The organism is Brenneria sp. g21c3 (assembly GCF_040240345.1).
GTDB lineage: Bacteria > Pseudomonadota > Gammaproteobacteria > Enterobacterales > Enterobacteriaceae > Brenneria.
In genome coordinates this window covers 17905-30613 of sequence record NZ_JBEIAB010000008.1, presented here as the reverse complement: position 1 = coordinate 30613, position 12709 = coordinate 17905, and the positions used below count along the sequence as shown (strand labels likewise).

The following is a 12709-nucleotide window of genomic DNA, read 5'->3' as shown; positions in this document are numbered from 1 at the left end:
CCCGCCTGAACAGGAGCAATTGATAACACAGACAATTTAAAACAAGGAGCGTCGGCTAAATATGAAAAAAGTACTAATGTGTTTTTTTGTGATCGGTATCATGATTCTTGGCGGGAGCGGTTATCTTTTCATCAAGGATTACAATTTCAAGCAAAGCGCCGTCAGCGCTAAAGGCGTGATCGTCGACCTCGATCGCAGCGTAAAGAAATCCTCATCTTCATCATCGTCTTCATCCACATCTTATTACCCTATCGTCGGTTTCTTTGGCCCCGACGGAAAAAAGATAACCTTTCGTTCCGATATGGGCAGCAGCAGCTATGCCGATAGCTATGGCGAAGTGGTTGACGTACTGTACGATCGGGACAACCCCGGTAACGCCAAAATTAACCCTCAGTCGACGTTCCTGTTTTATTTCGCCCCCTTTATGATGGCTATCATGGGGCTGACCTTTACCCTCGTCGGGAGCGTGCCGCTTTATCTGATGCGCAGAAAGCAAGCCATGGGCGAAATGCTCAAGCGCACCGGAAAACCCGTCACCGCGAAAATAACCGAAGTACGGCAAAACAGCATGCTGGAAGTGAACGGCGTCCATCCGTACCGGATTGTCGCTCAGTTTACCGACAGCGCCAATCAGACGAAAACCTTTTACAGCGCCAACCTCTTTTATAACCCGGAGCGCGACATTGACCGCGATACCGTGACCGTTTACGTCGACAGGAACAATGAAAAAAAATACTACATGGACATTTCTTTTCTGCCTGCCGAATAAGTTATCCAGCCAATAAAAAAGTCCGGCAATACTTTGCCGGACTTAATGTTATACATGACAGCGTTTCGGTTTATTCCACCGTAACAGACTTGGCCAGGTTACGCGGCTGATCGACGTCGGTGCCTTTGATCAACGCGACATGGTAAGCCAGCAATTGCAGCGGCACGGTGTAGAAAATCGGCGCAATCACTTCTTCGATATGCGGCAGCGGAATAATTTTCATATTTTCGCTACTGGTAAACCCGGCATCCTCATCGGCAAACACGTACAGCTCACCGCCGCGGGCGCGCACCTCTTCAATATTGGATTTCAGTTTTTCCAGCAGTTCATTGTTCGGCGCCACCACCACGACCGGCATATCGGCGTCAATCAACGCCAACGGGCCGTGTTTCAGTTCGCCTGCGGCATAAGCTTCAGCATGAATGTAAGAGATTTCCTTCAGCTTCAGCGCCCCTTCCATGGCGATGGGATACTGATCGCCACGCCCCAGAAACAGCGCATGATGCTTATCGGAGAAACCTTCCGCCAGCGATTCGATAAGCTTGTCCTGCGACAGCATTTGCTCAATACGCGCCGGCAATGCCTGTAAGCTATGCACAATACCCTGCTCGACCTGGGCATCCATACCGCGCAGGCGACCGATACGCGCCACCAGCATCAACAGCACGGTCAACTGGGTAGTAAACGCTTTGGTTGAAGCCACGCCGATTTCAACGCCGGCTTTGGTCATCAACGACAGATCGGATTCACGTACCAGAGACGATCCCGCCACATTACAAATAGCCAGCGAGCCCAGATACCCCAGCTCTTTGGATAAACGCAGCGCCGCCAGCGTATCGGCGGTTTCTCCCGACTGCGACAGGGTAATCATCAGGCTGTTTTTACGCACCGCCGGTTTGCGATAGCGGAATTCTGATGCTATCTCCACATCGCAGGGGATCCCCGCCAATGCTTCAAACCAATAGCGCGAAACCATACCGGAATTGTAGGAGGTGCCGCAGGCGATGATTTGCACATGCTCGATTTTCGACAGCAGAGCATCCGCCTGCGGACCCAATTCGGAGAGATTGACCTCGCCATGGCTGAAACGCCCTTCAAGGGTGTTCTTGATCGCCATCGGCTGTTCGTAGATCTCTTTTTGCATGTAATGACGGTAAGCGCCTTTGTCGCCGGCATCGTAATTGACTTTTGACTCGATCTCTTCACGTTCGGCAAGGTTGCCGGCTTTATCAAAAATGCGCACGTCGCGACGTGTGATTTCAGCCACATCGCCCTCTTCCAGGAAGATAAAGCGGCGGGTCACCGGCAGCAGCGCCAACTGATCGGACGCGATGAAGTTTTCCCCCATCCCGCGCCCAATAACCAAGGGGCTGCCTGAACGCGCGGCCACCAATACGCTGGGATCGCGGCTGTCCAGTACCACCATGCCATAAGCGCCGCGCAGTTGCGGAATGACGCGTTTAACCACGTCAACCAGCGAACCGCCCTGTTTCTGTTCGAAATGCACCAGATGAGCAACCACTTCGGTATCGGTTTCCGAAACAAAATGGTAGCCGCGCTCAATCATCAGTTCGCGCAGCGGTTCATGGTTTTCGATAATACCGTTATGGACGATGATAATATTTTCAGAAACATGGGGATGCGCATTGGCCTCCGAAGGTTCGCCGTGCGTCGCCCAACGGGTATGAGCGATCCCGGTGCCGCCATTCAGCGCGTGTTCTTCGGCCGCCTGAGCCAGAATCTGAACTTTTCCCAAACGCCGCAAACGGGCGACCTGCCCTTCGCTATTCACCACGGCCAGACCCGCCGAGTCATAGCCACGGTATTCAAGACGACGTAAACCTTCCAACAAGATTTCTGCGATATCACGTTGCGCAACAGCGCCTACAATTCCACACATCGATGGTATTCCTTTAAAAGTGACATATTGTGTCACCTGGGATGTCTTTGACCTGATTGTTCCGGTTTTTCCGGGTTCCCCGAGCCTTGTAGAGAGTGGGGATTATTATGTTTTGCCCTGCGCTTTTTCTGATCGAGCATCAAAACACAGGGCAAAACAGCCTCCGCCGCCGGCGAAGGCTAAAAATCGATTATTTGTTCTTCGCCGGCCGCTGCCAGCCCGCTTTCTGGTTCTGTTCTTTGCGGTTGTAGACCAGATGCGCGCCATCGACGTTTTTCATTACCGTCGTGCCGGCGGCAATAGTCGCGCCTGCCGCCACTTCAACCGGCGCCACCAGTTGGGTATCCGATCCGACAAACACATCATCGCCGATGATCGTTTTATGCTTGTTGGCGCCGTCATAATTACAGGTAATGGTTCCCGCCCCGATGTTAACCCCGGCGCCGATATCCGCATCACCGAGATAGCTCAGATGACCGGCCTTCGAACCTTTGCCCAGGCGGGCTTTTTTCAGCTCAACGAAGTTGCCGACGTGCGCGCCTTCTTCCAGCGCGGCGCCGGGACGCAGGCGGGCAAACGGCCCGATGGTGCAATTGGCTTCCAGCACCGCGTCTTCCAACACCGAGTATGGGCTGATTTCACAATCATCACCAATAACCGCGTTGTTAATCACGCAGCCCACGCCGATTTTAACCCGATCGCCCAGCGTAACCTGTCCTTCCAGCACCACGTTGGCGTCAATAGTAACATCCCGCCCGTGACGCAATTCACCACGCAGATCAAAACGCGAGGGATCAAGCAACATCACGCCCGCCAGCAATAACCTATCGGCCTGTTCTCGCTGGTAAACCCGCTCCAGAGACGCAAGTTGCAGGCGGTTGTTCACCCCTTCCACTTCGCTTAAACGCGCCGGGTGAACCGCAACCACGCTGCGCCCTTCCGCGGCGGCCATCGCAATGATATCGGTGATGTAATATTCGCCCTGGGTATTATCGTTATTCAACCGGCTTAACCAGCGCCGTAAATCTTTGCCGTTGGCAACCAGAATCCCGGTATTGATTTCATTAATTCGCCGCTGTTCATCGTTGGCGTCTTTATGTTCGACAATCCCGACGACCGCGCCATTGTCGCGCACAATGCGTCCATAACCAGACGGATCGTCCAGCTTCACGGTTAATAACCCGATGCCGCCCTGCGGTTTAGCCTGTAACAGACGTTGCAGCGTGGCCGGTGAAATCAACGGCACATCGCCGTACAGCATGAGAATATCTTCATCATCGGCAAAATACGGCGCCGCCTGCTGCATAGCGTGACCCGTACCCAATTGCTCGGCCTGCAACACCCAGTTCAATGCCTGATCGGACAGCGTTTGCTTTAATAAATCTCCCCCATGCCCATAAACCAGATGGACATGTTGCGCGCCGATGGTCATCGCCGCATCAATAACATGCTGAACCATCGGTTTGCCCGCTAACGGGTGCAAAACTTTAGGAAGATCGGAATACATGCGGGTTCCTTTCCCTGCTGCAAGGATAACCACGCTCATTGCGCTGTTCGACATAAGCATCCTGACGAAAACTGATTGGCGGACAATCAAAATAATAGACAAAAAGTAAGCCTGTTATAACACAGAATCACTCCTTATTTTTAGTCACGTTCAGGCATAAAAAATCGCCGGGAGCGATTTTCAACGTCTCTTGCGACGGCCCGCTGGGGGCAGACCGCCATAAAAAAAGCCAGCCGGTATAAACCGACTGGCTTTTTATCAAACGCTTATCTGTTACATCGCTTTTCTGGTCAGTTCGATAACGCGCAGCTTGGCAATCGCTTTCGACAGCTCGGCGGAAGCCTGAGCGTAATCCACATCGCCATGCGAGCTACGGATATGCTCTTCGGCTTTGCGTTTCGCTTCCAACGCACGCGCTTCGTCCAGATCCTGTCCACGGATGGCGGTATCTGACAGTACGGTTACCATATTCGGCTGCACCTCGAGGATGCCGCCGGAAAGGTAGATATACTCTTCTTCACCGTGCTGTTTAACAATACGAACCATACCGGGCTTAATGGCAGTGAGCAGAGGCGCGTGTCCCGGATAAATCCCCAGTTCGCCTTCGCTCCCCGTTACCTGGATTTTTTGCACCAGACCGGAGAACATTTCCTGTTCCGCACTAACGACATCCAGATGGTAAGTCATAGCAGCCATATCACCCTCCTACAAGGCGTTACAGTTTCTTGGCTTTTTCCATTGCTTCTTCAATGGAACCAACCATGTAGAACGCCTGCTCCGGCAGGTGGTCGTATTCGCCGTCCATGATACCTTTAAAGCCGCGAATGGTATCTTTCAGCGATACATATTTACCCGGAGAACCGGTGAACACTTCCGCCACGAAGAACGGCTGCGACAGGAAGCGCTGGATCTTACGCGCACGGGATACGACCAATTTGTCTTCTTCAGACAGTTCGTCCATACCCAGGATGGCGATGATATCTTTCAGCTCCTGATAACGTTGCAGAACAGACTGCACGCCGCGCGCAACGTCGTAGTGCTCCTGACCGACAACCAGCGGGTCCAACTGACGGCTGGTGGAATCCAGCGGGTCAACCGCGGGATAAATCCCCAGAGACGCGATCTGACGGCTCAGTACCACGGTGGCATCCAAGTGGGCAAAGGTGGTGGCCGGAGACGGGTCGGTCAAGTCATCCGCAGGCACGTAAACCGCCTGCACGGAGGTGATGGAACCGGTTTTGGTGGAGGTGATACGTTCTTGCAGCACGCCCATTTCTTCCGCCAGCGTCGGCTGATAACCTACCGCTGAAGGCATACGTCCCAGCAGCGCGGAGACTTCCGTACCGGCCAGGGTGTAACGATAAATGTTATCGACGAACAGCAGTACGTCGCGACCTTCTTCACGGAATTTTTCCGCCATGGTCAAGCCGGTCAGCGCCACGCGCAGACGGTTGCCCGGCGGTTCGTTCATCTGGCCGTACACCAGCGAAACTTTATCCAGTACGTTGGATTCGGTCATTTCGTGGTAGAAGTCGTTACCTTCACGAGTACGTTCGCCCACGCCGGCAAACACGGAATAACCGGAGTGTTCGATCGCGATGTTACGGATCAACTCCATCATGTTGACGGTTTTACCCACGCCGGCGCCGCCGAACAGACCCACTTTACCGCCCTTGGCGAACGGACACATCAGGTCGATAACCTTGATGCCGGTTTCCAGCAGTTCCTGTGAGTTGGACAGTTCTTCGTAGCTTGGCGCCGCGCGGTGAATCGCCCAACGCTCTTCTTCGCCGATATCGCCTTTCATGTCAACCGGGTCGCCCAGTACGTTCATGATACGACCCAGCGTTGCTTTACCAACCGGTACTTCAATCGGGTGTTCCAGGTTGGTGACATCCAACCCGCGACGCAGGCCGTCGGAAGACCCCATTGCGATACAGCGAACAACGCCGCCGCCTAACTGCTGCTGAACTTCCAGCACCAATTTTTCAGCGCCGTTCTTTACCTCAAGCGCATCGTACACTTTCGGTACGGCATCTTGCGGGAACTCGACGTCCACCACGGCGCCGATTACCTGGATAATCTTTCCAGTAGCCATCTTGAATCCTCTACGTAATTCGACAATACGTAATTCGTAAACCTGGTTTAAACCGCGGAGGCTCCCCCGACGATTTCAGTGAGTTCCTGGGTGATGCTGGCCTGACGAGCCTTGTTGTATACCAACTGCAACTCTTTGATCAGACTACCGCCATTATCGGTAGCGGCTTTCATCGCTACCATTCGAGCGGCTTGCTCACTGGCCAGGTTTTCTACGACGCCCTGATAAACCTGAGACTCCACATAACGGCGCAGCAGGATATCCAGCAGCGACTTAGGATCGGGTTCATACAGATAATCCCAGGATTTTTTCTTCAACTCGCCGTCATCCGCAGGCGGCAACGGCAGCAGTTGAAGCACAAGGGGTTCCTGGGACATGGTATTGATGAACTTGTTGCCCACGATATACAGCTTGTCCAGGCGACCTTCGTCATACGCTTGCAGCATGACTTTCACCGGACCGATCAATTCCGACACCGAAGGGTTATCCCCCATGCCGGTGACCTGAGCAACAATATTTCCGCCTACTGAACCGAAAAAAGAGACCGCTTTGGAGCCAATCAGCGCCAAATCAACATCTACGCCTTTCTCATTCCAGGATTTCATCTCCGCCAGCAGCTTTTTAAACAGGTTGATATTCAACCCGCCGCACAGGCCGCGGTCAGTAGACACCACCAGATACCCAACGCGCTTCACGTCACGCTCTTCCAGGTAAGGGTGTTTATATTCCAGATTTCCCAACGCAAGGTGACCAATCACATTGCGCATGGTTTTTGCATAAGGACGGCTGGCCGCCATACGATCCTGCGATTTACGCATTTTGGAAGCGGCGACCATTTCCATCGCTTTGGTGATCTTCTGCGTGTTCTGGACGCTTGCGATCTTACTACGTATCTCTTTTGCGCCGGCCATCTTTGCTTCTCCTCAAAGCCTTGCGGCCTGCTTTGCAGCAGGCCACCGGGCGTTACCAGGACTGAGTTGCTTTAAAAGTATCGAGGATATCTTTCAATTTCCCCTCGATCTCATCGTTATAAGCACCAGACTGGTCGATTTGTTGCAGAAGTTCGCCATGCTCGCGATCGGCATAGGCCAGAAGCGCCGCTTCAAAGCTGCCGATTTTCGCCAGTTCAACGTCTTCCAGATAACCACGTTCCGCGGCAAACAGCACCAGAGACTGCTGCGCAACCGACATCGGCGCATACTGTTTCTGCTTGAGCAACTCGGTCACTTTCTGACCGTGGCTTAACTGCTTACGCGTTGCATCATCCAAATCGGATGCAAACTGCGAGAACGCCGCCAGTTCACGATACTGCGCCAGCGCGGTACGAATACCGCCGGACAGTTTTTTCATGATCTTGGTCTGTGCGGCGCCGCCGACGCGGGAGACGGAAATCCCCGGGTTAACCGCAGGACGGATACCGGCGTTGAACAGGTTGGACTCCAGGAAGATCTGACCGTCGGTAATCGAAATTACGTTGGTCGGAACGAACGCGGAAACGTCGCCCGCCTGGGTTTCAATGATCGGCAGCGCGGTCAGAGAACCGGTTTTGCCTTTAACTTCACCCTTGGTGAGAGCCTCAACATATTCGGCGTTGACGCGCGCGGCCCGTTCCAGCAGACGGGAGTGGAGGTAGAAAACGTCGCCCGGATAAGCTTCACGACCTGGCGGACGGCGAAGCAGCAGAGAAATCTGACGATAAGCAACGGCCTGTTTAGACAGGTCATCATAAATAATCAGCGCATCTTCGCCGCGGTCACGGAAGTATTCACCCATGGCGCACCCGGCATACGGCGCCAGATATTGCAGCGCGGCGGATTCCGACGCGGTAGCGACCACCACAATGGTGTTTTCCAGCGCGCCGTGCTCTTCCAGTTTACGCACCACGTTGGAGATGGTGGAGGCTTTCTGGCCGATAGCGACATAGACGCACTTGATGCCGGAGTCGCGCTGGTTGATGATGGCGTCGATCGCCAACGCGGTTTTACCGGTTTGGCGGTCGCCGATGATCAACTCACGCTGACCACGGCCGATGGGGATCATCGCATCGACGGATTTATACCCGGTCTGAACCGGTTGATCGACGGATTGACGCTCGATAACGCCGGGCGCAATCGCTTCAACAGCGGAGAAGCCATCGTGATCCAGCGGACCTTTGCCGTCAATCGGCGCGCCCAGGGTGTTGACAACACGCCCCAGCAAACCGCGACCGACCGGAACTTCAAGAATACGGCCGGTGCATTTTACTTTCATGCCTTCGGCCAGATCCGCATACGGACCCATAACCACCGCACCAACGGAGTCGCGCTCCAGGTTCAGTGCAATCGCATAACGGTTGCCCGGCAGAGAAATCATTTCTCCCTGCATGACATCGGCAAGACCGTGAATACGGATGATCCCGTCGCTGACGGAAACAATAGTACCTTCATTGTGAGCTTCGCTCACTACATTGAACTGAGCAATGCGCTGCTTGATCAGTTCGCTGATTTCGGTGGAATTCAGTTGCATGCTCCAGTCCCCTTAAGACTGCAAGACGTCTGCCAGACGTTCCAGACGACCACGAATGCTGCCGTCTATCACCATGTCGCCCGCGCGGATAACCACGCCGGCCATGACAGACTTATCAATTTTGCAATTCAGCTTCACTTTGCGTGACAGACGTTGTTCCATCGCAGCAGCGATCTTCGATAACTGCTGCTCATTCAACGTATTGGCGGAAACGACATCGACATCGACTATCGAATCCTGTTCCGCCCTCAGTTGAATAAATTGTTCCAGCACTTCTGGAAGCACCGGTAAACGTCCGTTCTCGGCCATGACCTTAATCAGGTTCTGACCGGCTTCATCGAGTTGATCGCCGCAAACGGCAATGAAGGTTTTCGCCAGCTCCGTCGGTGCGATAGCGCCGGACAACAGCTCGGAAATTTCTTCATTGCTCGCGACTTCAGCCATAAACGCCAACATATTCTGCCAGCGATCTACGGCCTGGTTCTCAACCGCAAAGTCAAAAGCTGCTTTGGCGTAGGGGCGAGCTACCGTGATAAATTCAGACATCAGCCCCTCCCTCCTTACAGTTCAGCGACCAGTTTATCAACGATGTCGCTGTTAGCAGCTTCATCCACGGAACGTTCGATAATTTTCTCGGCACCGGCAATAGCCAATATGGCGACTTGCTTACGCAACTCTTCACGAGCGCGTTTACGTTCAGCTTCAATTTCAGCCTGCGCCTGCGCCACAATTTTGTTACGTTCAGCTTCCGCTTCAACCTTGGCTTCGTCCAGAATTTGAGCGCGCCGTTTATTGGCCTGCTCAATGATGACCTGGGCTTCCGCTTTGGCTTTTTTCAGTTGATCCGTCACATTGGCCTGCGCCAGGCTCAAATCTTTCTTGGCACGTTCAGCAGAAGACAGACCGTCAGCAATTTCTTTCTGACGCTTCTCGATGGCTGCCATAATCGGCGGCCATACATACTTCATGCAGAACCAGACAAACAGGACGAACGCAATGGCCTGGCCGAGGATTGTTGCATTAATATTCACAGCACAATGCCTCTTTCAAAGTTAAAAAATTTGATGTCTCAACCCCAGCAGAACACATTTTCTGCTTAGGCCACCGCAAACATCACATACAGCCCCAGACCAACAGCAATCATCGGGATGGCGTCGACCAGACCCATAACGATAAAGAACTGTGTACGCAGCAGCGGGATCAGGTCAGGCTGACGTGCAGCACCTTCCAAGAATTTACCACCCAGAATGCCGATACCGATCGCAGCACCGATAGCCGCCAAACCCATCATCAACGCGGCAGCCATGTACAGCAGATCCACACTCAGGTTTTCCATGACAGTCTCCAGTTTGTTTCAGTTAAAACGTTATTGTGTTGTAAGAAAATCAATGCTCTTCAGATGCCATCGAGAGATAAACAACCGTCAGAACCATGAAAATAAAAGCCTGAAGCGTAATGATCAAAATGTGGAAAATGGCCCAAGGCACATTCAACACCCATTGTGACCACCACGGCAGCAAGCCGGCAATCAGGATGAAGATCAACTCACCCGCATACATGTTGCCAAACAGTCGTAAACCAAGAGAAACCGGTTTAGACAGCAGGCTGACACCTTCAAGAATCAGGTTGACAGGAATAAAGACTGGATGATTAAACGGCTGCATGGTCAGTTCTTTCACAAACCCGCCGACACCCTTCATTTTGATGCTGTAGAACAAGATAAGAATGAAAACGCCGAGCGCCATCGAGAGGGTGATATTCACGTCCGCAGACGGCACCACGCGCAGATAGGCATGCGCCGGATCGTGGCCAAGCGCGCCATAGATAGCGGCCCACACCTGCGGCAGAAAGTCGATGGGCAGCAGATCCATCAGGTTCATCAGGAATACCCAGACGAAAATGGTCAGCGCCAGGGGAGCAATGAGCTTGCTTTTGCCATGGTACATATCGCGCACGCTGCTATCGACAAAGCCGATGATCAGCTCGACGGCCGTTTGCAATTTACCTGGCACGCCGCTGGTCGCCTTTTTAGCAACCTGGCGGAAGACAACCAGAAAGAGGACCCCAAGAGCGATAGAGAAAAACATCGAATCAATGTTAATCGACCAGAACCCCGTTCCCACCTGCAAATGTGTCAGGTGGTGACCGATATACTCTTGGGGAGTAGAGATTTCTCCTGATGCAGACATGATGTCTCTTACCCTTTTTGTTGTTAATTACGGTAACGGTTAACGATGGCCGGCGCCACTATCTGCATAACCAGCACCGATAAATAAGTCAGGCCAAGCGGGAAAAATGCCGCCTTGAACACCCCTAACGCTACCACCAATAGAGCGATGGTGATCAATACTTTAAGCGCTTCACCAATCGCAAACGACCAGGCAACGCGTCCCTCTGCCGGTTTCGCTGACTGATGACGCAAGGTAAACAGCACAAACAAGACGTTTGGCAACCAGGCCGCCAGCCCGCCGCCCAATGCGGAAACCCCGAATTCAACACTGTGAGCGGCAAAGGCCAGACTCAACAGGATAAAGGCGGCTGACTGCAATAACAGCAACCTCAAAGCCGCTTTTCCACTGTAAAGGGACACAGACATAACGTTTGTTTTCTCCGTACCTTTCAGAGGCATGCTGAAGACGTATAAAACTGCCTTTATACGCCTGAGTCAAGCAGCAAAAAACGAGCAAATTATACGGGTCATACCTGCGAATTCAATCGATAAGTAGCGAAAAGGTGAACAATTATTTAAATTTCTTTCCAGAACCTCATTTTCGCTAATAACCACAGGCACGATGATGTGTTGCAATTAATTTCTAAAGGCGCCCATTCTGTGATAAACCTCACATAAAAGCGTTTTTTAACATTTTATAGCGAACAACATCATTTGCTGTCTTTAGCAAAGAAAGCTATTCATGTTTTTTAAATTCAATTAGTTAAAAAAAGGTTTATAAAAAACCGGCCATACACATCGCGCAAACCACTTGTTGACATTTTTGATATTTTTCTTTTACTAATTTAACAAAAAAATCGGCATGTTTTTTTGCAACCAGCGGCTTTTCCATCTGAACCGATGAAGCATGAAAATAAATCTTTCAAAAACAAAACCGGCATATGTGAAATATTGGTGATCGTTAATCATCACAGCGCGCATAACATAACCAGGTATGTGAATAACCGATAGCAGGATAATTAGTTATGAATTCTTTGATAAAACGCAAAATTAATTTTGTTTAAGTACAATCAGATGACGCTCGCCTTCCAATTCAGGCACCGATAAACGAATAACCTGATCTAATGCGATACCCGCCGGCAAAGCGGCAAGCTCTTCTTCAGGCAACACGCCTTTCAGAGCATAAAAACGACCGTCCGGTCTGGCGGGAAGATGGCGACACCACTTGACCATATCCTGTAGAGAAGCGAATGCACGGCTGACTATACCATCAAAGGGCGGATCGGCAGGAAAATCTTCGACACGGCTTTGTACCGGCGAAATATTTTCAAGCTGTAATTCGTGCTGCACCTGACGTAAAAAGCGAATGCGTTTTCCCAGGCTGTCGAGCAGGGTGAAATGCGCCCCGGGACGCACGATCGCCAACGGTATGCCCGGCAATCCTGGCCCGGTTCCCACATCAATAAAACGTTGCCCCTGCAAATGAGGCTCGACCACGATACTGTCCATAATGTGCCTGACAAGCATTTGCCCAGGCTCGCGCACGGAGGTCAGGTTATAGGCCTTATTCCACTTATTCAGCATCTCAACATACTGTATTAATAAGTCTTTTTGCTTATCAGAAACCACAATACCGGCAGCGTTCAGCAGATGATCGAGTATGTTATGCACAATAAGATCCTGGAATTATTTATGTGAATAGCAGACTGGCGACAACGCTCACGTGATGGCGGCCGGCCGCCGCGCGGGGTAACGGAGCG

The 12709-nt window shown here is 52.1% G+C and carries 13 protein-coding genes; 1 reads left to right on the top strand and 12 read right to left on the bottom strand.

What is annotated here, in order from left to right:
• Positions 1–61: 61 nt before the first annotated feature.
• Positions 62–769: a DUF3592 domain-containing protein gene (locus ABRZ28_RS13590; protein WP_330520533.1), complete on the top strand. Its 708-nt coding sequence runs from the start codon at positions 62–64 to the stop codon at positions 767–769.
• Between the two features lie 70 nt (positions 770–839).
• Here ABRZ28_RS13590 and glmS read toward each other — a convergent pair whose 3' ends face one another.
• From glmS to rsmG, 12 genes are all read right to left on the bottom strand, one after another.
• Entirely contained in the window at positions 840–2669 is a 1830-nt protein-coding gene (gene glmS, locus ABRZ28_RS13585) for a glutamine--fructose-6-phosphate transaminase (isomerizing) (protein ID WP_319606165.1), read from the bottom strand.
• A 190-nt stretch (positions 2670–2859) separates the two neighbouring features.
• Complete coding sequence (glmU, locus tag ABRZ28_RS13580; protein ID WP_330520531.1) at positions 2860–4230, bottom strand: bifunctional UDP-N-acetylglucosamine diphosphorylase/glucosamine-1-phosphate N-acetyltransferase GlmU; 1371 nt, start codon at positions 4228–4230, stop codon at positions 2860–2862.
• 219 nt (positions 4231–4449) lie between these two features.
• Positions 4450–4863, bottom strand: a complete 414-nt coding sequence (locus tag ABRZ28_RS13575) for a F0F1 ATP synthase subunit epsilon (protein WP_319606212.1) — start codon at positions 4861–4863, stop codon at positions 4450–4452.
• A 28-nt stretch (positions 4864–4891) separates the two neighbouring features.
• Positions 4892–6274 (bottom strand): F0F1 ATP synthase subunit beta, encoded by a 1383-nt coding sequence (gene atpD / locus ABRZ28_RS13570; protein ID WP_319606163.1) that lies wholly within the window; start codon positions 6272–6274, stop codon positions 4892–4894.
• Between the two features lie 47 nt (positions 6275–6321).
• Positions 6322–7185, bottom strand: a complete 864-nt coding sequence (gene atpG / locus ABRZ28_RS13565; RefSeq protein WP_319606162.1) for a F0F1 ATP synthase subunit gamma — start codon at positions 7183–7185, stop codon at positions 6322–6324.
• Positions 7186–7237: 52 nt separating this feature from the next.
• Positions 7238–8779 (bottom strand): F0F1 ATP synthase subunit alpha, encoded by a 1542-nt coding sequence (gene atpA / locus ABRZ28_RS13560; protein WP_319606161.1) that lies wholly within the window; start codon positions 8777–8779, stop codon positions 7238–7240.
• A gap of 12 nt (positions 8780–8791) precedes the next feature.
• Positions 8792–9325 carry a F0F1 ATP synthase subunit delta gene (gene atpH, locus ABRZ28_RS13555; RefSeq protein ID WP_319606160.1) on the bottom strand — a complete coding sequence of 178 codons (534 nt, stop codon included), beginning with the start codon at positions 9323–9325 and terminating at the stop codon, positions 8792–8794.
• A 14-nt stretch (positions 9326–9339) separates the two neighbouring features.
• The gene (gene atpF, locus ABRZ28_RS13550) at positions 9340–9810 is read right to left on the bottom strand and encodes a F0F1 ATP synthase subunit B (RefSeq protein ID WP_319606159.1); all 471 of its coding nucleotides are present in this window, start codon (positions 9808–9810) and stop codon (positions 9340–9342) included.
• A gap of 65 nt (positions 9811–9875) precedes the next feature.
• The gene (atpE, locus tag ABRZ28_RS13545; RefSeq protein ID WP_005976545.1) at positions 9876–10115 is read right to left on the bottom strand and encodes a F0F1 ATP synthase subunit C; all 240 of its coding nucleotides are present in this window, start codon (positions 10113–10115) and stop codon (positions 9876–9878) included.
• Positions 10116–10164: 49 nt separating this feature from the next.
• Complete coding sequence (atpB, locus tag ABRZ28_RS13540) at positions 10165–10968, bottom strand: F0F1 ATP synthase subunit A (RefSeq protein ID WP_319606158.1); 804 nt, start codon at positions 10966–10968, stop codon at positions 10165–10167.
• A gap of 23 nt (positions 10969–10991) precedes the next feature.
• Positions 10992–11375 (bottom strand): F0F1 ATP synthase subunit I, encoded by a 384-nt coding sequence (gene atpI / locus ABRZ28_RS13535; RefSeq protein WP_319606157.1) that lies wholly within the window; start codon positions 11373–11375, stop codon positions 10992–10994.
• A gap of 624 nt (positions 11376–11999) precedes the next feature.
• The gene (gene rsmG / locus ABRZ28_RS13530; protein WP_319606156.1) at positions 12000–12620 is read right to left on the bottom strand and encodes a 16S rRNA (guanine(527)-N(7))-methyltransferase RsmG; all 621 of its coding nucleotides are present in this window, start codon (positions 12618–12620) and stop codon (positions 12000–12002) included.
• Between the last annotated feature and the right edge of the window lie 89 nt (positions 12621–12709).

What these genes read in the sequence shown, in the direction of transcription:
- ABRZ28_RS13590 (WP_330520533.1), top strand. Translation starts at nt 62, where the DNA reads ATGAAAAAAGTACTAATGTGTTTTTTTGTGATCGGTATCATGATTCTT.
- glmS (WP_319606165.1), bottom strand. Translation starts at nt 2,669, where the DNA reads ATGTGTGGAATTGTAGGCGCTGTTGCGCAACGTGATATCGCAGAAATC.
- glmU (WP_330520531.1), bottom strand. Translation starts at nt 4,230, where the DNA reads ATGTCGAACAGCGCAATGAGCGTGGTTATCCTTGCAGCAGGGAAAGGA.
- ABRZ28_RS13575 (WP_319606212.1), bottom strand. Translation starts at nt 4,863, where the DNA reads ATGACTTACCATCTGGATGTCGTTAGTGCGGAACAGGAAATGTTCTCC.
- atpD (WP_319606163.1), bottom strand. Translation starts at nt 6,274, where the DNA reads ATGGCTACTGGAAAGATTATCCAGGTAATCGGCGCCGTGGTGGACGTC.
- atpG (WP_319606162.1), bottom strand. Translation starts at nt 7,185, where the DNA reads ATGGCCGGCGCAAAAGAGATACGTAGTAAGATCGCAAGCGTCCAGAAC.
- atpA (WP_319606161.1), bottom strand. Translation starts at nt 8,779, where the DNA reads ATGCAACTGAATTCCACCGAAATCAGCGAACTGATCAAGCAGCGCATT.
- atpH (WP_319606160.1), bottom strand. Translation starts at nt 9,325, where the DNA reads ATGTCTGAATTTATCACGGTAGCTCGCCCCTACGCCAAAGCAGCTTTT.
- atpE (WP_005976545.1), bottom strand. Translation starts at nt 10,115, where the DNA reads ATGGAAAACCTGAGTGTGGATCTGCTGTACATGGCTGCCGCGTTGATG.
- atpB (WP_319606158.1), bottom strand. Translation starts at nt 10,968, where the DNA reads ATGTCTGCATCAGGAGAAATCTCTACTCCCCAAGAGTATATCGGTCAC.
- atpI (WP_319606157.1), bottom strand. Translation starts at nt 11,375, where the DNA reads ATGTCTGTGTCCCTTTACAGTGGAAAAGCGGCTTTGAGGTTGCTGTTA.